This window comes from Endozoicomonas sp. SESOKO2, from assembly GCF_024606245.1.
Lineage (GTDB): Bacteria > Pseudomonadota > Gammaproteobacteria > Pseudomonadales > Endozoicomonadaceae > Endozoicomonas_A.
Genome location: NZ_JAHHPQ010000762.1, coordinates 1 through 19,186, shown reverse-complemented (window position 1 = coordinate 19,186; position 19,186 = coordinate 1). Strand labels below are relative to the sequence as shown.

19 protein-coding genes and 1 riboswitch are annotated in these 19,186 nt (G+C 46.7%); of the genes, 13 read left to right on the top strand and 6 right to left on the bottom strand.

Annotated elements, in window-relative coordinates; all coding sequences use genetic code 11:
• Nucleotides 1-98: 98 nt before the first annotated feature.
• Nucleotides 99-440, top strand: coding sequence for a 5-carboxymethyl-2-hydroxymuconate Delta-isomerase (locus tag KDK17_RS18140; RefSeq protein ID WP_257276127.1), 342 nt, complete (start codon nucleotides 99-101; stop codon nucleotides 438-440).
• On the opposite strand, the gene hisA is transcribed toward KDK17_RS18140, so the two are convergent.
• A complete protein-coding gene (hisA, locus tag KDK17_RS18135; protein ID WP_257276126.1) occupies nucleotides 437-1,204 on the bottom strand; it encodes a phosphoribosylformimino-5-aminoimidazole carboxamide ribotide isomerase in 768 nt (255 codons plus the stop codon). The two genes, KDK17_RS18140 and hisA, sit on opposite strands and share 4 nt — an antisense overlap.
• Nucleotides 1,205-1,347: 143 nt before the next feature.
• On the opposite strand from hisA, the gene KDK17_RS19700 reads away from it, so the two are divergent.
• Nucleotides 1,348-1,551 (top strand): S1/P1 nuclease, encoded by a 204-nt coding sequence (locus KDK17_RS19700; RefSeq protein WP_368736483.1) that lies wholly within the window; start codon nucleotides 1,348-1,350, stop codon nucleotides 1,549-1,551.
• Here KDK17_RS19700 and KDK17_RS18130 read toward each other — a convergent pair.
• Nucleotides 1,545-2,294: an META domain-containing protein gene (locus KDK17_RS18130; RefSeq protein ID WP_257288726.1), complete on the bottom strand. Its 750-nt coding sequence runs from the start codon at nucleotides 2,292-2,294 to the stop codon at nucleotides 1,545-1,547. The two genes, KDK17_RS19700 and KDK17_RS18130, sit on opposite strands and share 7 nt — an antisense overlap.
• A 178-nt stretch (nucleotides 2,295-2,472) precedes the next feature.
• On the opposite strand from KDK17_RS18130, the gene KDK17_RS18125 reads away from it, so the two are divergent.
• Complete coding sequence (locus KDK17_RS18125; RefSeq protein ID WP_257276124.1) at nucleotides 2,473-2,604, top strand: hypothetical protein; 132 nt, start codon at nucleotides 2,473-2,475, stop codon at nucleotides 2,602-2,604.
• Between the two features lie 73 nt (nucleotides 2,605-2,677).
• On the opposite strand, the gene KDK17_RS18120 is transcribed toward KDK17_RS18125, so the two are convergent.
• The 3 genes from KDK17_RS18120 to KDK17_RS18110 all read right to left on the bottom strand — a co-directional run bounded on the left by KDK17_RS18120 (nucleotide 2,678) and on the right by KDK17_RS18110 (nucleotide 6,236).
• The gene (locus KDK17_RS18120) at nucleotides 2,678-3,058 is read right to left on the bottom strand and encodes an SET domain-containing protein (protein ID WP_257276123.1); all 381 of its coding nucleotides are present in this window, start codon (nucleotides 3,056-3,058) and stop codon (nucleotides 2,678-2,680) included.
• Between the two features lie 143 nt (nucleotides 3,059-3,201).
• Nucleotides 3,202-5,028 carry a DEAD/DEAH box helicase gene (locus tag KDK17_RS18115; RefSeq protein ID WP_257276122.1) on the bottom strand — a complete coding sequence of 609 codons (1,827 nt, stop codon included), beginning with the start codon at nucleotides 5,026-5,028 and terminating at the stop codon, nucleotides 3,202-3,204.
• 632 nt (nucleotides 5,029-5,660) lie between these two features.
• On the bottom strand, nucleotides 5,661-6,236 hold the full coding sequence (locus KDK17_RS18110) for a lysophospholipid acyltransferase family protein (RefSeq protein WP_257276121.1): 576 nt from the start codon (nucleotides 6,234-6,236) through the stop codon (nucleotides 5,661-5,663).
• Nucleotides 6,237-6,560: 324 nt separating this feature from the next.
• On the opposite strand from KDK17_RS18110, the gene KDK17_RS19695 reads away from it, so the two are divergent.
• The 4 genes from KDK17_RS19695 to KDK17_RS19680 all read left to right on the top strand — a co-directional run bounded on the left by KDK17_RS19695 (nucleotide 6,561) and on the right by KDK17_RS19680 (nucleotide 9,637).
• Entirely contained in the window at nucleotides 6,561-7,169 is a 609-nt protein-coding gene (locus KDK17_RS19695; RefSeq protein ID WP_373690683.1) for a hypothetical protein, read from the top strand.
• 237 nt (nucleotides 7,170-7,406) lie between these two features.
• The gene (locus KDK17_RS19690) at nucleotides 7,407-8,006 is read left to right on the top strand and encodes a hypothetical protein (RefSeq protein WP_373691612.1); all 600 of its coding nucleotides are present in this window, start codon (nucleotides 7,407-7,409) and stop codon (nucleotides 8,004-8,006) included.
• 250 nt (nucleotides 8,007-8,256) lie between these two features.
• Nucleotides 8,257-8,856 carry an RING finger domain-containing protein gene (locus KDK17_RS19685; protein WP_368736485.1) on the top strand — a complete coding sequence of 200 codons (600 nt, stop codon included), beginning with the start codon at nucleotides 8,257-8,259 and terminating at the stop codon, nucleotides 8,854-8,856.
• Between the two features lie 202 nt (nucleotides 8,857-9,058).
• Entirely contained in the window at nucleotides 9,059-9,637 is a 579-nt protein-coding gene (locus KDK17_RS19680; RefSeq protein ID WP_368736486.1) for an RING finger domain-containing protein, read from the top strand.
• 73 nt (nucleotides 9,638-9,710) lie between these two features.
• Here KDK17_RS19680 and moaA read toward each other — a convergent pair whose 3' ends face one another.
• Nucleotides 9,711-10,691, bottom strand: coding sequence for a GTP 3',8-cyclase MoaA (moaA, locus tag KDK17_RS18105; RefSeq protein ID WP_257276120.1), 981 nt, complete (start codon nucleotides 10,689-10,691; stop codon nucleotides 9,711-9,713).
• Nucleotides 10,680-10,845, bottom strand: a riboswitch (molybdenum cofactor riboswitch). It overlaps the preceding gene by 12 nt.
• 407 nt (nucleotides 10,846-11,252) lie before the next feature.
• Between moaA and moeA the strand changes: the two genes are divergently transcribed.
• The 6 genes from moeA to KDK17_RS18075 all read left to right on the top strand — a co-directional run.
• Nucleotides 11,253-12,491 carry a molybdopterin molybdotransferase MoeA gene (gene moeA, locus KDK17_RS18100; RefSeq protein ID WP_257276119.1) on the top strand — a complete coding sequence of 413 codons (1,239 nt, stop codon included), beginning with the start codon at nucleotides 11,253-11,255 and terminating at the stop codon, nucleotides 12,489-12,491.
• Between the two features lie 267 nt (nucleotides 12,492-12,758).
• The gene (locus KDK17_RS18095; protein WP_257276118.1) at nucleotides 12,759-13,928 is read left to right on the top strand and encodes a Na/Pi symporter; all 1,170 of its coding nucleotides are present in this window, start codon (nucleotides 12,759-12,761) and stop codon (nucleotides 13,926-13,928) included.
• 105 nt (nucleotides 13,929-14,033) lie between these two features.
• The gene (locus KDK17_RS18090) at nucleotides 14,034-14,780 is read left to right on the top strand and encodes a TonB family protein (RefSeq protein WP_257276117.1); all 747 of its coding nucleotides are present in this window, start codon (nucleotides 14,034-14,036) and stop codon (nucleotides 14,778-14,780) included.
• A gap of 287 nt (nucleotides 14,781-15,067) precedes the next feature.
• Complete coding sequence (locus tag KDK17_RS18085) at nucleotides 15,068-16,672, top strand: esterase-like activity of phytase family protein (protein ID WP_257276116.1); 1,605 nt, start codon at nucleotides 15,068-15,070, stop codon at nucleotides 16,670-16,672.
• A 200-nt stretch (nucleotides 16,673-16,872) separates the two neighbouring features.
• Entirely contained in the window at nucleotides 16,873-18,579 is a 1,707-nt protein-coding gene (pilB, locus tag KDK17_RS18080; protein WP_257276115.1) for a type IV-A pilus assembly ATPase PilB, read from the top strand.
• 326 nt (nucleotides 18,580-18,905) lie between these two features.
• Nucleotides 18,906-19,186: aquaporin (locus KDK17_RS18075; protein ID WP_257288725.1), on the top strand; the 281-nt coding region annotated here is incomplete at its 3' end.

The window sequence follows — 19,186 nt, the reverse complement described above, 5'->3', positions numbered from 1 at the left end:
CAAGAATCAACAGGAATTTATAGAGCCACCTTTCTTGCTGTTTCTCTTCCCGAGCTTTTGATAGGCTACTTCACAACACTTCTTAAAGACAATTCGCCATGCCACATTGCGTCATCGAATACTCTTCAGACATTGAACAGAATCACTCAATCAGAGATCTGATTTCAACTGTTCATCAAAGCGCTCTGGAATCAAGGCTATTTAAAGCAGAAGACATCAAGTCCAGAGCCATCCCCTGTGAGTACTTTCAAACCGCTCAGCCTGAGCAATCCTTTGTTCACATCACCGTCAGGATTATGAAAGGTCGTACCACCACCGAGAAGAAAGACCTGAGCCAAAAAGTGCTCAGTGCTGCTGACCAGATCATCCCGAACGTGAATATTCTGACGGTTGAAATTCTTGATATTGATACTGACAGTTATTCAAAACGGCTTGCTTAAGATGGGTAATCCGTTTTACAGCTCGCGACGACATCCATAAACGCCAGGGAACCACCAAAAATATCCAGAGCACTGCCTATGGTAATGTGCACCTGACCGTTACCGGCTTTTCTCACCGCCTCAATGTCTTCCAGAGAGGCAATCCCCCCCGCATAGGTCACCGGAACGGGTGAATATTGAGCCAGCAGGGAAACCAGTTCCAGATCAGGCCCACCCATCAAGCCTTCAACCGATGCGGCATGAACAAGAAACTCATCACAATAGTGAGCCAGCTTCTCCAGTGTCTGAGCATTGATTCGAGTATCGGTAAACTTCTGCCAGCGATTCGTGACAATGAAATAGTCACCGCCTTTTTTCTTACAGGAAAGATCCAGCACCAGGCGCTCCCTGCCCACCGCGGCCAGCAATTTGTTGAGATTTTCAAAATTGATCTGACCATCCTTAAAAACGTAGGAGGTCACAATGACGTGGGAGGCTCCCATATCAAGGTACTGAACGGCATTTTCTGCTGTAATACCGCCGCCAACCTGAAGGCCTCCGGGCCAGCCTGAAAGAGCTGAAGCGGCGGCGACCTCATTACCGGGCCCCAGTTTTATGACATGGCCACCGGTTAACTGTTCCTGACGGTAAAGTTCCACAAAATAAGCCGCTGAACGGTCACTTTCAAAATTCACCTGAGCCGAATTATCACCATCACGCAGAGAGCTTCCCACAATCTGTTTCACCTTGCCTTCGTGCAGATCAATACAGGGTCGAAACTGCATAACGGGAACTCCTTTGTGTCTTGTTAACAGTAAAATGGAAGGTCTAAATCTATCACATTAACCGTGAGCTGAAAGAATCTTTCCAGCCATACCCTGACCAATAAGTTAGTAGTTGCTTCCGGAACAGAGGAAAAGAAGGCGCCATGTGTCGGTGGAAGTCCCCTGCAAACCGGACCAGGGAGAGCCTTGATATACAGAGAACATCAGTCTTTGATCAGATCAAAACAGGCAAGCCTCTCAGCAAAGAATATTTGCTGAGAGGGCAAAGGATTGCAAAAGAGAGGATAACGACTTCAGGTTATCAACTGGCTGAAGTTCTGAACAGGCATTCAAGCCATAATCATTGACCTGAGTTAAATTCCAGAGGTCTGGAGAAATCAATAATCTTATTCGAAGTACTGTGGGAAATCAGCTTTCCATTTTGCCTGACTTCTACAGCAACAGAATAGGTGTGGTTTGGCTCAATCAGAGAGGGCGAGTATGGAACATCAAATTTCAAGGGTCCATCAACCCCCTGATCCAGCCTGATTTTTTTCTCACCAATCAGATTCGAGTGATGATCCTTGTTGGTGATATCTTTCATCGAAACGATAACATCCGAGCCAGCAGGGAAACTGCCTGTGGATGATTTGATGACCCCTCTGACTTTCGCGCTCTCTGCAAAATAAGTGATCGTCTCATCATTGTGGCGCCCCTTGAGAGTCATCACCAGACCATTGGACGTCATGGTGTCAACCTGCTGAAGCCCTTTGAAATAAGCCATTTCCTGTTTCATGTAAGGTTCCGGACAGGCCATCATGGTGGAGCCCACTCTACCAAACTGCAGCTCATCCTGCTGCATCGTATAGCTACCAAAGTAACCATTACAAGGGCCGCGACCACTGATCTGACCATCCTTGCTGGAAGCAGACTGAAACTCAAGGGTAACTCTTTTACCATTTACCGGTGGCGCGCCATTCAGGGAATGCAGCACCCAGGTTTTACCCTCAACGTCAGTGGGTGTTACCACCACACTCTTGTCCGGTGTAGTACAGGCAGCAAGAAAACCTCCTACTGCCAGCACCAGAACATAACGGCCCATGGTTCTCATGATTTTACCTTATACCTCACGTGAGACGGTTCTTGATTTCTGCTCTGGCAGAAAGGCCTGAGCATAAACCCTGAAGCTGCTCATTGAAAACCGCCAGAAACCTTCATTACCAAGGCCTGACACAAAATACGGAGCTATATACGGAATACAGTTCTATAAAAAGTAGTACAGAATCCTGATGAAACCCAAGATTGCAGTGACACCACTAACCCGGATAGAAGCGACACCTATACACGACAAAGAAGTAGCAAACAGTAGAACATCGACCGATACTCATATGACTGAACACCTCCAGATAAACATCTCTTAGTGTAGCAGCCAAATGATTCACAACATAAATCAATCATACTAACTAATGATTCCTGAATTCAGGTATCCACTGTTCAGGGTTCCCACTGAATACCTTCCCAAAGCGGCGATCGATCGTTTGGTGAACCGTTGTAGTTAATCGTTATCTCTTCATTGGGCCGAATTTTTTTAATGGCAATAAATTCAATCACCCGGTCGTCCATATCAAACCGATAGAGTGCATTAGGTGTGTAAGAGTGGTTATAAATTGAACCCAGCCCCAAAGCAATGGCGGCTGAATCCATTGCCTCGCCCCAGGTAAAGTAATAGTTGTATATTGACGTTTGATCGATATGTTCAAGATCTTCAGGAGGCAATTCAAGAACAGGGCAACGCTCGATGACCGTATCTCGCTCAATCTTTTTACGGGTAAAGACTCCTCGCCCTTTCGAGCCAGAAAATGCCACGTATAGCATAAACGAGACCTCTTTAATTTTTATTTCCTGACAGTCTACCCGCCCTTTAACGGTCTGTTAATCGACTTTTGCAGTGCTCCACTCAAAAAAAAAGCAGAAGTACCGGGCTTCTGCTTTTTCATCATCAGGGAAAGATGACCGGCTTATGCTTCACGACGAGGCCTGCGTGAACTCTGACGTCTGTCTCCACCACGATTATCACGATCTCTTCTGAAACCTTCACCTTCACGACCACGACCACGACGAGGAGGACGACTGTTATCACGACGACCATCATCAACCCAAACTTTCAGACCGAGAGCCTTGTTGCGTACCTTGACATTTTTCAGAGCATCCAGCGTAGTCGCATCCACACCTTCCGGCAGGTAGATGGAAGAGCAGGTGTCGAAAAGGCGGATGTGACCGATGTTTTTGCCAGAAATATTACTTTCGTTGGCAATCGCACCGACCAGGTCTCCGGGCGAAATACCCTGATCGCGACCTACATCAACACGGTAACGAACCATGCCTTCATTATCTTCTTTCCGATCACGACGAAGACGCTCACCACGATCACGGTCTCCCCTGTCGCCACGATCCCGGCGCTCACGCTGTGTACGTTCTGGTTCTTTACCATCCGGGAACGGACGATCTTTCTGAGCCATAAAACAAAGAACAGCGGCCATGTCTTGGTAACTCAGTGCATGTTCGGTTTCCAGCTCAGCAATGATTTCACGAAATGCATCCAGCTCTTCACCCATTTCCAGGGATTTCACAACCTCTTCCTTGAAGGCACGGATGCGCATATCACGGACGTCACGCATGGATGGCAGACGCATAGTTTCGATGCGCTGACGGGTAGCATGCTCAATAGCACGCAACATACGACGCTCACGATGCGTAGCAAACAGAATAGCAACACCCTGACGACCAGCACGGCCAGTTCGACCAATACGATGAACATAAGCTTCCGTGTCATAAGGAATGTCGTAATTTACGACGTGAGACATACGCTCAACGTCAAGACCACGGGCTGCAACATCGGTGGCGATGAGAATATCGAGAGAGCCTTTCTTCAGTCGATCCACCACTTTTTCACGCAGCCCCTGACTCATGTCACCGTTTAATGCAGCAGCAGCAAAACCTCTTGCCTCCAGCTTTTCAGCCAGCTCTACGGTCGCGGTTTTGGTGCGCACGAAGATAATCATGGCATCAAAAGGTTCGACTTCAAGGATACGGGTCAGTGCGTCCAGCTTGTGAAAGCCGCTGACCATGCAGACTTTCTGAGTGATGGTATCAACAGTGGCGGTTTTCGCCTTGATCTCAACAGTGGCAGGATTTTTCAGATGCGTATCAGCAATCTTGCGAATCTGTCTGGGCATAGTGGCAGAGAACAGGGCTACCTGACGCTCTTCAGGTGTCTGTTCCATGATCCATTCAATGTCATCGACGAAGCCCATGCGCAGCATTTCATCGGCCTCATCCAGAACGACCGCTTTAAGTGCATCCAATTTGAGGCTTTCTCTGCGGATATGGTCCATGACACGACCCGGCGTACCCACAATAACATGAGCACCACGCTTGAGACCTCTCAGCTGACCACGCATATCCTGACCACCATAAACTGGCAGTACATGGAAGCCAGGCATGTGACGGGCATAACGCTGGAAAGCTTCAGCCACCTGGATGGCCAGTTCGCGCGTTGGTGTCAGGACCAGAACCTGAGGATCATTGGCCTTCATATCCAGTCTGGAAAGCATTGGCAGGGCAAAAGCGGCGGTTTTGCCTGTACCGGTCTGGGCCAGACCCAGCAGGTCTCTACCATCCAGAATCCGGGGAATACTCTGAGCCTGAATAGGAGAAGGTGTTTCATAACCAACATCCTGTACCGCCCTGATCACCGCCGGAGAAAGGGGCAGTTCAGCAAAGGTAATCATTGACTCAGTAGGGGTTGTGTCGTCAGACATCAAGTGCTCCGAAAAATTAGGCATTGATATGATCAGTGCTGTCCCTGTAGATACTCTGACAGGCAGCCGACGGGGTAATGCCGGTCTTAAGCCGTGAGAATCACCCATGGGCCAGTCGCAGGTAGAAAGACGGTCATCATGTTCTATGGAACAGGACAGGTTTCAGAGAGTCAGACAAGTTATTGATTAGCTTGAATAATCCAATGAAAACGCTGATCGCTCTTTCCGGATCTTGCGACCTGAGCCTGTGAACAGACTCCCATGTACACTGATCCACTGCACGATCCTTTTCGTAACGTGCGGTGATTATTAACCATGTTCCGGCCGCTCATTAACAGCCAGCGGCCTTTTCACTCATGGCAGTTGGGTGTCCATGACTTCGTTGATGATCTCGAAAGAACTGACAGGGTCGGTATCCGATGAGCATTCAATATGCAAACCGACCACAGAGGTAAACGGAGTACCAGGACTACTGGGAAGCCTTATTGAACAGCCTTCCCACAAAAGGGCGGTCATTCTATCGCTAATCGCTCAACATAGATAGCTGTATTTCAAGCAACCGGCCTGTTTTTAGCCGATAGAGAGAAGGGGTTTATAGCTACTGATGACTATTTGCAGCCATTTACCTATCCCACACCAAATACCAGCAGGTCTCTTCAGAATCTATGAGGCCTTTTGCCCGTCATCCCCCGATAGAAGTCCTGAATCTTCTTCAGGTCATCCTCGTATTTTTCCGTAGGGAAGAACATGGGACCAAAACCTCCCACTTTGGTTTTAAAATCCAGAAACCCCAGGGCAATGGGCACACCTGCACCAGCCGCAACATGATAAAAACCACTTTTCCACTGGCCTACCTTGCTGCGCGTTCCCTCAGGAGGGATAGTCACGATAAGATCCTCAGAAGCATTAAACCGGTCGACGACTTGCTGCACCAGTCCGGTATTTCGGCTTCGCTCCACAGGAATGCCACCCATCCAACGCATTATGGGGCCCATGGGCCCCTTAAAAAGGCCGCTCTTGCCCATCCAGGAAATCTTGATACCGAATCTGAAGGCAATGGCTATCACCAGAATAAAGTCCCAGTTGCTGGTATGGGGGGCAGCAATAAGGACATATTTTCGAGCATTTGGCTTTTTACCTGACAATTTCCAGCCTGTCAGTTTCAGACCCAGAGTAGAGATAAAGCGAAAGAGAGTATTAACAATGGGAGTATCAAAGATCGTATGAGTCATCAAGAAGGTTACCACAGGCAGTCAAGATCGAGACTGGCCCAGTATCCATAACAAATTAATGTTTATGATAAATTACATTCGCCCGGCCAGTCTTCGAGCGGGATTATACCCGTCCTAACCGGAATGTACACTTCAGCACACATTTTTACGTTTACCAAATTTCTCTTAAAATGGCCCAGAGGGGCCATGACGTGCAGGCACTGATAGAAGCGATCAGTCCGGGGGACTGATCATTCGGTGGGTGTTTGCAGATACAGAGTGTTTTTTTGTAGTGTAACCTTTCGTAATCTATCATCATCGAATGCTACCTGAAATTGATGCGCGATGAATATGTTTAGTTTATGCAAACTAGTGATTGTTATCTCACTAATATCATATGGTGCTTCCTACGGGTCTCAAGATAATACTTTTAATGATGAACGTGTAAATTCCAACCACACTATTTCAAATGAGGATTACGAACAGAACTTTTCGAGTGATCTAATAAATTTATTAACCTCAGTCTTGTTATATTATGATGAATTCAGACTGCCTTTACGTATAGCTGAAATATCAACTATTTTTTTGCTAAATTTCTATCTACTTAAAACGGGTAATATTTTCCCCCGTGAATGTATTTTTATTCTTGCCATTGCCTTGTTGTCAAGCTTTGTCTCTAACACTTCATATGACCTAAAAACAATTACCAATAATAGTGATAAAAACTCACCAGTAATCTATTTTAAACTCGTTGCACAAGAAATAGAGCACGTATCATCTTTATTGATTTACGACTACCTGTCAGTAAAGCTCTTTGCCGGGTTGTGTCCTATCTGTATAGAAACAGTGAGATACCCTGGCTGCTATGCGGCCTGTAAAAGGCACTGGTATTGCGAAGTGTGCATTCGTTCATGGCAGACACAATCACTTCTTTGCCCTCTATGTCGGCAGTAACCTCCAATTAAAATAATGAGAGCAACCGTCACCTCCTTCAATAAATGAACATTTCGGACAGTGAACTGCTTTTAGCTGAAGCATCTTTTTCTCCAGCCATTTTCTGTGGATAAAATATAGCCAGGACTTTCGTAACTCAGCAGTTGTTCGCAAGCGCAGTCTGCTGAATTTTTTTGTGATGTGACGCTTCATAACCTATGCTGACCAACTACACATTTAAATTCACATACAATAATTATGTTTGATTTATGCAGATTAGTGATATTTCTCTCGCTACTGTCTTATGGTGCTTCCTACGGGTCTCAAGATAATACTGGTTATGACGAACATGAAAGCTCCAACCGCACTATTTCATATGAAGATTACAAACAGAGCTTTTCGACTAACCTGTTAAATTTATTAACCTTTCTCTCGTCACATTATGATGAATTCAGGCTACCTTTACGTGTGACCGAGGTAGCAGTTGTATGTTTGTCACATTTCTATCTACTTAAGCTGGGCAATACCCTTCATGATGAATATAATTTTATTTTTTTATCAGGCATTTTATTAAGCGGTGTTGCTAATATTTCATATGATCTAAGAATTAATCTGCATAATTATGAAAGCCTAACATTATTCATATTTAAATTAATCGCGCAAAGAACAGAGCACGCATCATCATTATTAATAACCGAATATCTGGCAGTAAAACTTTTTTCAGGATTATGTCCTATTTGTCTGGAACCGATGAGATACCCTATCGCCGTTGCAGCCTGTAAAAGGCACTGGTATTGCAAAGCATGCATTCGTATGTGGGAGGTGCAATCACCTCTGTGCGCCGTATGCCGACAGTAACCCTCGATGCACTATAGTGTATATCAGCCTTTCAAGGTAGCCGCTCATTTGCGGTGATCTTAAAAATTTCCAACCTGACCGCCAGCCTTTGCCCTTCAAACAACGCATTATTTACCATCCGGCTTGGATACTGAGAGCTGATCCCGCGAGCCTGGAAAGATAAATTCGGGGCCAATCCACTAAAATTCAATCTCGATAAGCAGGAGGTGTCTCTTCCCTGCTTGGATGTTCAGGAATTCAGGTAATAAATATGTATCATTTATGCAAATTAGCGGTGTTTATCTCACTAATATTTTATGGTGCTTCCTACGGGTCTCAAGATAATACTGGTTATGACAAACATGAAAGCTCCAACCACAGGCTTTCATATGAGGATTACGCACAGAGCTTTTCAAGTGACCTATCAAATTTATTAACTGCTCTCTCGTTATATTATGATGAGTTCAGGCTACCTTTACGTGTAACTGAAATAGCATGTCACAGTTTATTAAATTTTTATCTGCTTAAGCTGGGCAATACTTTTCATTATGAGTATCTTTTTATTGCTGCATATGGCACATTTTTTAGTCTTCTCGCTAATGCCGTATATGACATAAGAAAAAACAAGAATAATCCCGAAGACTTATCATTGTTCATATTTAGATTCTTTGCGCAAAGAATAGAGCACATATCGTCTTTATATGTTTCAGACTATTTGTCTGTAAAACTTTTCTCGGGACCATGTCCTATATGCCTGGAACCCGTGAGATACCCTATCGAAGTTGCAGACTGTAGAAGGCACTGGTATTGCACAGCATGCATTCGTATGTGGGAGGTACAATCACCTTTGTGTCCTGTATGCCGACAGTAAGCCATCGATGAAATAAAGAGTATACCGGTCAGCCTGTTCAATAAATACCCATTTCGGAAACAGAAAGGCTTTTAGCTGAAGCAGCTTTTGCTCCAGCCATTTTCAACGGGTGCTCGCAGGTGCAGTGTGCTGGACTTTTGGTGATGTAAGCTTTCGTAATCTACCATGACCTGGTGTTCCCTAAAATTCATATACAATAGATATGCTTTATTTATGCAAATCAGTGATATTTACCTTACTCATATCTTGCAGTGTTTCTTACGGGTCTCAAGATGATGCATCCAACCACACTATCTCATATGAAGATTACGAAAAGAGTTTTTCCAAAGACCTGATAAATTTATTAACTTCTCTTTCGTTATACTATGATGGACTCAGGCTCCCTTTACGTTTAGTTGAAATAGCAAGTGTTTCTTTTGTAAATTTTCATTTACTTAAACCAGGTAATGTTTTTCGTCAAGATTTTATAACTGTTTTTTCAACGAGCTTGATATTTTGCTTTTATTCTAATTTTACTTATGACTTAGTAGCATTTATCAAGAGTAATGAAAGCTTATCACTGGCCTTTTGTAGTCTCGTTGCACGAGTAACAGAGCACGTATTATCAGCAAGAATTTCCGACTACCTGACAGTAAAGTTCTTTGCAGGATTATGTCCTATTTGTATGGACCCCATAAGATACCCTGTCGCCGCTGGAGCCTGTTTAAGGCACTTCTATTGCGCATCATGTCTTCAAATATGGAAGGCACATTCACCTTTGTGCCCTGTGTGCCGACAATAATCCCCGATGAACCAAAGAGTATACCGGTCAGCCCATTGGAGGCCTAACCCTCTTAATCGAAGGGCGGGATCTCTCAGCCACCAATCTGGGCAAGATTCCGGGTGCCTCCGGTATACCCCTGATCCAGAAAATGACTGTCGACTTTCAATCTCAGTACTGATCGAATCTCCCGGATCAATTCATCCTGCTGACTGTCGTCCTGTAATAAACGTCGAAGGTCGTGGCCTGATTCAGAGAACAGGCACAGTTGCAGATGGCCCTGACTGCTAACCCTCAAACGGTTGCAGTCTTTACAGAAGTCTCTTGAATAGGGGGTGATCAGTCCAATGCGCCCCTGATAATCAGGATGACAATATTCGTAAGCCGGACCCGCATCCTTATTTCGGGCCATTCTGACCCAGCCCTGCTCCAGAAGCTGATCTCTTATTTGCTTTCCGGGGACATGGTATTGATTGAAAAAACAACCATTATCACCCGTCTGCATCAACTCAATGAAACGCATGGTAACAGGCTGGTGCTTAATCCAGTTCAGAAACGCGCCCAGTTGAATGTCGTTGACCCCTTTCATCAAAACTGCATTGACTTTGATAGAGGTAAGACCGTTCGCAAAGGCCTTATCAATACCTACCAGTATTTCCTGAAGACGGTCGTGCCCGGTTATTGCTGCAAACGCTCGGGGGTCGAGGCTGTCGATACTGACATTAATCTGATCAACACCGGCATCCAACCAGGACTCTACCCTCTGATCCATTTTGTAACCATTCGTGGTCATGGCAACATTCTGAATACCCGGAATGGACTTGATCGTACTGACAATGTCATTAAAGTCATTGCGCAGGGTGGGCTCACCACCGGTCAGACGAATTTTCTCAACACCGACCGCCACAAAAGCGGTCACCAGACGTTTAATTTCGGCAATACCCAGCGACTGCATGTGACTGTGCTCTTCACAGCCATCAGGCAGGCAATAGTTGCACTTGAAGTTGCACAGATCAGTCAGAGACAGTCTCAGATAGGGGAACGTTCGTCCCTGTCGGTCATGTAATGGTCGCATTTCACACCTTTCCAAACACGGGAGGCCCAGACATTTCTATATGAACCCTGGCAACCTTGCGTGTAACACACACAGGTTACGGCTTGGCAGCCATGCCTTCAGGACTATTACCTGATCAAGGGTTAGGCTGCGAAGCTCGGCGCTTTATTTAAATTAATTAGGCCCCCATCCTAACGCCAACTCAGTTAAATAGCCATGCCCGAAAGGACAATATTGAATGGCACAAATACCGTGAAACAGGCAAACCTTCCCGGTAAATTCAACCATGACACTGCGTAATCCCTATCAAAACCCGGAAAGAGTGATTGAGTAGCAACGGATACTTCAATAGACTTCTGCGCACTCAATGAATGATCGGGAATGCAAATACTGCCCCCCTACTGCAATCCTTCCCCTGAGCTGTTATCGGACTGACCGCATTCAACGGTTCGGGTAAAACAGCCCTGCTGGAAAAGCTGATCCCTCAGCAGGATCTCAACGACCCGGAGCAGATTGCTGAATTCATTTACGGCTTTTGTTTCAAAAAAGCCGTTGCAAAAACAGTAACGAGGAGATCTCTCAATGACTGACTGCTGTACTACCCCGGGGCTGATGCCCCTGCATGAAGGGCTGGAGAAGCTGATGACGGAAACACCGGTCGTCACAGAAACGGAAACGGTGGCTCTGGCTGACTGCCTGGACAGGGTTCTTTCTGACACGATCATTTCGCCGGTTAACGTTCCGTCCCACGATAATTCAGCCATGGACGGGTATGCACTCCGTTTCGGCGACCTGGCACAACATTCTGTAATGCCGCTGGCCGGAAAATCCCTGGCCGGACACCCTTATCAGGGTACTCTGCCCGCTGCTCACTGTATAAGAATCATGACTGGTGCCTCTCTTCCCGAAGGTGCCGATACCGTCATCATGCAGGAGCAGACCGAGAAAACTGAACAGGGTATTGCTTTTCGCAAGCCCCCTTCCCGCTCAGGTGATCACATTCGCCGTGCCGGTGAAGATATTCTTCATGGCTCTCAGGTTTTTGAAAAGGGTCACATCATCAAAGCTCAGGATGTAGGGCTGCTGGCTTCATTGGGACTCCCCACAGTTTCGGTCGTTCGCAAAATTAAAGTAGCGCTCTTTTCAACGGGTGATGAGCTGAAACTGCCCGGTGAAACACTGGGTCAGGGCAATATATACGACAGCAACAGATTTGCAGTATCTGCGATGCTCAAGCGCCTGGGAGCAGAAGTGATTGACCTTGGCAAACTCCGTGATGACCGCGAGGAGATCTGCAAAGCTTTACTGGAGGCTGATCAGCAGGCTGATGCGGTTATTACCTCCGGAGGGGTATCCGTGGGTGAAGCCGACTTTGTCAAAGATATTCTCAATGAAATAGGCCATACTTCCTTTTGGAGACTGGCCATCAAACCCGGCAAACCGTTTGCCTTTGGTAAACTTCCCAACAGTATCTTCTTTGGGCTACCGGGCAATCCGGTTTCCGCTACGGTGACTTTCCAGCAGCTGGCAGCACCCGCGTTGCATCATATGATGGGAGCAAAACCCGCTCCTGCTGCTGAACTGCCAGCAACCTGTCTCACCCCCCTCAAGAAACATCCCGGTCGCCTGGAATTCCAGAGGGGCATACTCTCAACCAACGAGAAAGGAGAAGCCGAGGTAGTCACAACAGGCAGTCAGGGGTCGGGCATTCTCAGATCCATGAGCATGGCTAATTGTTACATCGTTTTGCCTGCTTCCCAGGGAAGTGTTGAGGCAGGAGAAACAGTTAAAGTACAGATGTTTGACAAGCCTCTCGGGTAATTGCTCCCTGCCCTGAGGGCTGTCCCTAAACTCAGGTTTCCGCGCTTTAAGGCTCTGTAGGTTCTGGCGTGGAACGAGTTGAGCTTTCAGATACATCAGAAAACGATGACTGTCGTTTTTAGACGGTCTTTGTCCTGACTGCCTGTCATTGATCGACAGGTGTCTGCTTTAAATATTTCAAAAAAAAGTCATAACTGTAATATTTTTGAAATAAAACACCTATATTTTCGCCACCACCTTTATCCAAACAGCACCAAGGTGCAGAAAATGTCTGAAGCAACAAGTCAAGCCAGCACCAAAGCTGACTACAAATACACCAGCAGGCACTATGGACGCATCTGGATGAGAGTTATCCTCTGGATCTACGCTCTCCTGGTTGCCGTCAGCGTAGTGGGCTCTGGTTTTAAAATGGCTGTGGGCGGCGCAGAAGCTGCTGCCGAGCTGTTCAGCTTTGCCAACAATGCTATGCTGGCTCTGATTGCCGGTACCCTTGCCACCGCCCTGGTTCAATCTTCCAGTACGGTGACCTCTGTTATCGTTGGCCTCGTAGCTGGGGGCCTGCCCGTTGAAATGGCGATCCCCATGATTATGGGCGCCAATATCGGCACCACCATTACCAATACTCTGGTCAGCCTGGGTCACATGGGTTGCGACAAGTCCTTCAAACGGGCCTTTGCTGCTTCGACGGTTCACGACTTCTTTAACTATCTGGCGGTTCTGATTCTGCTACCTCTGGAATTGATGACCGGTTTCCTGAAAGATATTTCACAACACGTAGCCGCATTACTGGTAGGTGGCTCTGCTATTGACATGGGCGGCCTGAATTTTATCAAGCCTCTGACCAAGCCGGCCGTGAATATAGTGAAAGAGTTTGCAGGCCTTTTGCCGGACAGCACACTGGGTGGCCTGACTATGATCGCCTTCGGTATCTTTCTGATCTTCAGCTCAGTAGTGAGACTGGGCAAGCTCTTGAAAAAAGTTATGGTCGGTCGTGCCAAGGACGTTCTGCACAAGTCTATTGGTCGTGGTCCGGTTTCCGGTATTGCCTCCGGTACTGTTATGACCGTCATGGTTCAGTCATCTTCTACCACCACCAGCCTGATGGTTCCCCTGGTGGGCAGTGGCGTGTTCACCGTTCGTCAGATGTACCCTGTTACACTGGGTGCTAACATCGGTACTACCATCACAGCCCTACTTTCGGCAACGGCCATTGTCGGTGCAGAAGCCGGGCACGCCATGACCATTGCCCTGGTACATTTGTTCTTTAACGTGTTTGCTGTAGCCCTCATTTATGGCATCAAGTGGCTGCGTGAGATTCCTCTTTACGCTGCGGAAAAGTTGTCAGACCTGGCTGTAAAAAATCGCTCTTATGCATTCCTTTATCTGTTGCTGGCCTTTTTTGTCATACCGGGCCTGGGGATTTTCATAGCCCGGTAAAGCTTGCTTGATATCCTGAAGAAGCCCTGAGCATGTCAGGGCTTCTCTCTAATAACTGCTTATTTAATTCCTGTTTAATCTGCTATGCTCCGTGGGTTGCAAATCATGGAACAGGAATCCACCATCAGGCACCTGGCCATCCCCCTGACCCTGTCAGTGGTCTTTCACACCTTGCTTTTGGGCTTTATCGGAAGTATCCGGATGCCTGCTCCCAAAACACCGGGTATTCAAATACAACTGGTGTCTCATCACCGCTCTGTCACACCTGCCATTGAAGAAAGCCTGACCGGCACAAACGCGATAAACGACTCGGAACTAACAAAGCATGATTCTCAGAAAGAAAACACTGAGCACACTCAAATCACTGAACAAACAGAGCAGGCTGAAAAAGCAGAAAACAAGAAAGTCATAACAACCAGAGCAGAAAAGAAAGAGATTCAGCAAGAACCGACCAAACACGAAGAAAAAAAACACAGTGATGCAAGGCCTGCCGAACCTCCAGCTTCCACAGTCAGTCAGCAGACAACAGGAGAGCCTGTTGAGGAACTCATCAACTCAGAAGCCGGGCACACAAAACCAGATGAGTTTCAGAAATGGGTGGCTAAACTTCAGTACCGGATCAATCGCTACAAAGTTTATCCCTATCAGGCCAAAAGAAGGCGACTGGAAGGAGAAGTAAAAATGAAAATTGAAATCAACTCTGACGGAACATTGGGAAAGACCAGTGTGCTGGACGGTAAAAAGGCGTTTGAAGCCAGCAGTCTGAAAGCCATAGAACGCTCCCTACCCTTACCGCCCCCTGACAAAAAGCCTGTTACCTTGATTCTCTCCATTCATTATCAACTGCTGTGACATCGACCCCAACGTAAAGTTACAGAAGCCGGTTTCCGGAGTGTATACTTTCCAGAGCTTGGTGTTCTCATTCCTACACTTCAAAAACGCTGAAAAATCCACCAACAGAGCAACAGGTTCTGTTAGCCAGACTTCTTAAAACAGACCACATCAAACCTGGCTCTCAGATTTTAAAATACTTCTTTCCTGCCTCCGGCACTTTAGGAGCGACTTCAGTCAAAAATACACCTGCAATGAAAAATTGTGGCTATCTTTATGGGGTTGTTTCACTTCAGGTGTTGTAATCAATGATGAAAAGAAGAAGTGCCCTGCTTGGCTCAGCGCTTTGCTTCATTCTTTCGGCTACCGGCTGGTCAGAAGAACCCACAGGTAAAGAGGCCCCTCATAAAGGCGTCCGTTACTTGGGCAACCACATAATGCCCTCAGACACCCAGAGAAAGGTCACTCATATTACCGGTGCGCATTTCGTTTCCACCAGAAATGATTCAGCAGGGAGACTGTTCCTGCTTTCTGGAGATGCCGGGGCAGGTTTCACTGGTACTAACGGATGGAGCGTCTTCTCTAAACCCCACTATTACGAGGTCAATTTAAGCAGGCTCAAGCCGGATCGCCAGAACCCTCGTGACTCCATATTCTCACCCAATGATGTTACTGAGTATCAAATCACTGAGGGCAAGTATGCCAGAACCCACCCCCTCTGGCTGAAGGATGGCCATATTTCCCCCAGTAGCATCACAGCGACTCAGGACGGCAAACTGCTGATTGCCTCCAGTCAGAGTGAAAGAAGGGGCATTACCGGCGTTATTGATTACAGGGCTATCGATATCCCCGCTTATGCAGGCTACGGTTACCGACACGCCAATCGTGACGAAACCAGCATTGAGACCAGGAACAATGGTTTCCTGAAGGCCTGGTATGATGCCCATGAATTTTTTTCCGTGCCGATCCTTGACCTGATTCCCGCTGCTTTCCTGCATACCTTCAGGGAAATCCCTTTGCAACTCTCAAAAGGTGTTCACTTTTGTGATGTGGGTCTGTCATCAAAATTTCTGCTTACGAATGCGTATCCCAGAGCAGGTCAGGTGGATAGCGCATTAAGACTGCCCAAACATTTTGAAAACAACAACTGGATTCCTTTACATAAAGGTTTCAGTGGTATTCAGCAGGGACTTGGTGTGAAAAGTCTCGACCATATTCCCGATAGCAACGTTTACGTTGCTGCGGCCGCTGGTCCTCTGGTTCAGGATGCCACCAAGTGGGCTATCAAGGGACATGTCCCACCTGTCAGGGTGGTGACCTTCACTACCGAACGACTGTACAGTGGTGACGAGCTGATGCACGGACAATACTCAAACAGTGATGAGCTTCCCGCCAGGGGTGTAGTTTCAACTCTGTCAGAGAAGCTCTACAACTTCTCTCTTCTGGTTGTCACCCCCACTGTCAGAAAACAGCTAAAGAGTGATCCTGTTCGAACCGTCAGCGATATTGCGGTTCTCAATGATAAAAAGGCTCTGTTCCTTGAGAAAACAGAAATGCCTTATCAGGGTGCTCAGCCCAGCTTTATCACCAAGGTTTATCTGGTCGATCTGAGCAGCGGCAAGAATTTCAAAGGCAATGAAACCTTTGTTGACGAAGCATTGAACAAAGTATTTATGAAAACACCCAAAGACTTTATGTCCAAGACACTGCTCTTTGCCAGCAACCACCCTGATTCTCTGAGACAGATGCCTGACAAACCAGACTTCGATATTCATGAGGCCAATTTTGAAGCCATTGCACTGGGTCCTGATACTGCACAGGGGGACAAAACCTTCATGCTGGTGAGCTACAACAACGGCGAAGTCGAAACCCAAACTCGTCTTCTGCACTTTACCCTGCCGGTCATTGAATAGAGGCTGACACCTGACCTCTATAGAGTGTCGACAACGCCATTATCTCTGGTAATGGCTTTGTCGTTACCGGACTTCCTTTCCCGGGAACGACGCGCCCGCTTCAACACTTTACTAAATATCCTGTTTATGCTCTTGTCTTAGTGCTGATATAGTAGAAATCAGAGAACATACTCAAGAACAATAAAACGGATAGACAAGGCATGGTCGATAAACCTCTGACAGGACTGGCTGCTCGACTGGTTGTCGACCAGCTAATTGATGAAAAGACACTCCGCTCAGCACTTTCACAGGCAACTAAAACAAAGCAGCCCCTGTCCAGTTACCTGATCCGGGAAAAACTGCTCAGCGCCAAAGACATATCCGTGGCTACCGCGGAAGAATTTGGCATGCCAGTCATGGACCTTAACGCCTTTGACCCTGAAAACGTCCCAAAAAACCTGATTCAGGAAAAGCTGATCCGCAAGCACAAACTTATCCCTCTGATAAAACGGGGTACCAGGTTGTTTGTCGGGGTTATTGATCCCAGTGACCATACAGCCATTGACGAAATCCGGTTCAGCAGCGGCCTCATGGTGGATTCGGTAATGGTTGAAGAAGATAAACTGGACAAGTTTATTGATCAACTGCTGGATAGTGGTTTTGATGCCCTGTCGAATTTAGATGACGATGAGTTTGGTAACCTTGAAGAGCTGGAAGTCGGTGCCGTCGAAGATACCGATGAGGAAGTAGCAGGAGGAGAAGATGACGATGCTCCTGTCGTAAAATTCGTAAATAAAATGCTGCTAACCGCCATCAAAACAGGTGCGTCGGACCTTCACTTTGAACCTTATGAAAAAACCTATCGGGTGCGCTTTCGAACCGACGGTGTTCTCCATGAAACCGCCAAACCCCCTTCAGGCCTGGCGCCCAGAATTGCATCCCGTCTGAAAATAATGTCCGCTATGGATATTTCAGAACGACGTAAACCTCAGGATGGCCGTATTAAAATGCGTCTGTCCAAAAGCAAATCCATCGACTTCCGGGTTAACACCCTGCCCACCCTTTGGGGTGAAAAAATTGTACTGCGGATTCTTGATCCTTCCAGTGCCCAAATGGGTATTGATGCCCTGGGTTATGAAGAAACCCAGAAAGAAATGTACATGGAAGCCCTACACCAACCCCAGGGTATGATTCTGGTCACTGGCCCCACCGGTTCGGGTAAGACCGTCTCTCTCTACACAGGTCTTAATATACTCAACACCCCGGAAAGAAACATTTCCACGGCCGAGGACCCTGTAGAAATCAATCTGGAGGGCATCAACCAGGTGAACGTTAACCCAAAGCAGGGAATGGATTTCTCCCAGGCTCTGAGAGCCTTCCTTCGTCAGGATCCCGACATCATTATGGTGGGGGAAATTAGAGACCTTGAGACGGCCAACATTGCCATCAAAGCGGCCCAGACCGGTCACATGGTCATGTCCACACTGCACACCAACAGCGCTCCGGAAACTCTGACACGCCTGCAAAATATGGGAGTTCCTTCCTTCAACATTGCTACCTCTGTCAGCCTGATCATTGCCCAGCGTCTGGCTCGACGTTTATGCAGTCACTGTAAGGAACAAAAAGAGATCCCAAAAGAAACGTTGCTGGAAGAAGGCTTTACAGAAGCGCAGATCGAGGGTGCCAAAATTTTTGGGCCCAAGGGATGTGATCAATGCAGCAAGGGTTACAAAGGCCGTGTAGGCATCTATGAAGTCGTAAAAATCACACCGGCTCTACAGCAGATCATTATGGAAGAGGGTAACTCCCTTCAAATTGCCGAAATTGCCCAGAAAGAAGGGTTTAACAACCTTCGCCAATCTGGATTGTTAAAGGTTCTGGAGGGTATAACCAGTCTTGAAGAAGCTAACCGGGTAACCCTTGAGTAATAACGGCACCCAAACAATGAACATCGAACTCACAAAACCAAATGAAAAGCATTCATATTCATAACTTTGCAAAAAACAAAAAAGTTGTAACGAATGAAAAGTTTTCGAACAGACATTCAAAAAAACACGCTAAAAGTTTAAACAAAAAAACAAACTAACGACCATTTCCTAATAATTTGCAGGACAGAATGGCTTTTACTGACTAAATTGAATCAGGCGAGGGAAGGTATCGAAAATCAATACATTGTCTTCGTATTATAAGTCGGCTTAACAGTCGCTGTTGATGCGATTCCAACTGGTGTGCTGTTAGCTTTAATCAGGAAAATATGATGAGCTTAACAAACAAATTGGCGGCTGAGTTTTTCGGTACGCTTTGGTTGGTATTAGGCGGTTGTGGCAGTGCAGTACTGGCTGCTGGCTTTCCTGAACTGGGTATCGGTTTTGCTGGTGTCTCTTTGGCATTTGGCTTAACCGTTCTGACCATGGCGTACGCTATTGGCCACGTTTCCGGGAGCCATTTAAACCCTGCCGTATCCTTTGGTTTATGGTCCGGTGGCAGATTCCCGTTGAATGAACTGGTTCCCTACATTATCGCACAAGTGGCTGG

Bases quoted from the DNA above. Each gene is read 5' to 3' on its own strand.
- KDK17_RS18130 (WP_257288726.1), bottom strand. From the start codon at position 2,294: ATGAGAACCATGGGCCGTTATGTTCTGGTGCTGGCAGTAGGAGGTTTT.
- KDK17_RS18095 (WP_257276118.1), top strand. From the start codon at position 12,759: ATGTCTGAAGCAACAAGTCAAGCCAGCACCAAAGCTGACTACAAATAC.
- KDK17_RS18140 (WP_257276127.1), top strand. From the start codon at position 99: ATGCCACATTGCGTCATCGAATACTCTTCAGACATTGAACAGAATCAC.
- KDK17_RS19680 (WP_368736486.1), top strand. From the start codon at position 9,059: ATGCTTTATTTATGCAAATCAGTGATATTTACCTTACTCATATCTTGC.
- moaA (WP_257276120.1), bottom strand. From the start codon at position 10,691: ATGCGACCATTACATGACCGACAGGGACGAACGTTCCCCTATCTGAGA.
- hisA (WP_257276126.1), bottom strand. From the start codon at position 1,204: ATGCAGTTTCGACCCTGTATTGATCTGCACGAAGGCAAGGTGAAACAG.
- pilB (WP_257276115.1), top strand. From the start codon at position 16,873: ATGGTCGATAAACCTCTGACAGGACTGGCTGCTCGACTGGTTGTCGAC.
- KDK17_RS19685 (WP_368736485.1), top strand. From the start codon at position 8,257: ATGTATCATTTATGCAAATTAGCGGTGTTTATCTCACTAATATTTTAT.
- KDK17_RS19700 (WP_368736483.1), top strand. From the start codon at position 1,348: ATGTGTCGGTGGAAGTCCCCTGCAAACCGGACCAGGGAGAGCCTTGAT.
- KDK17_RS18120 (WP_257276123.1), bottom strand. From the start codon at position 3,058: ATGCTATACGTGGCATTTTCTGGCTCGAAAGGGCGAGGAGTCTTTACC.
- KDK17_RS18125 (WP_257276124.1), top strand. From the start codon at position 2,473: ATGAAACCCAAGATTGCAGTGACACCACTAACCCGGATAGAAGCGACA.
- KDK17_RS18110 (WP_257276121.1), bottom strand. From the start codon at position 6,236: ATGACTCATACGATCTTTGATACTCCCATTGTTAATACTCTCTTTCGC.
- KDK17_RS18090 (WP_257276117.1), top strand. From the start codon at position 14,034: ATGGAACAGGAATCCACCATCAGGCACCTGGCCATCCCCCTGACCCTG.
- moeA (WP_257276119.1), top strand. From the start codon at position 11,253: ATGACTGACTGCTGTACTACCCCGGGGCTGATGCCCCTGCATGAAGGG.
- KDK17_RS18085 (WP_257276116.1), top strand. From the start codon at position 15,068: ATGATGAAAAGAAGAAGTGCCCTGCTTGGCTCAGCGCTTTGCTTCATT.
- KDK17_RS19695 (WP_373690683.1), top strand. From the start codon at position 6,561: ATGAATATGTTTAGTTTATGCAAACTAGTGATTGTTATCTCACTAATA.
- KDK17_RS18115 (WP_257276122.1), bottom strand. From the start codon at position 5,028: ATGCCTAATTTTTCGGAGCACTTGATGTCTGACGACACAACCCCTACT.
- KDK17_RS19690 (WP_373691612.1), top strand. From the start codon at position 7,407: ATGTTTGATTTATGCAGATTAGTGATATTTCTCTCGCTACTGTCTTAT.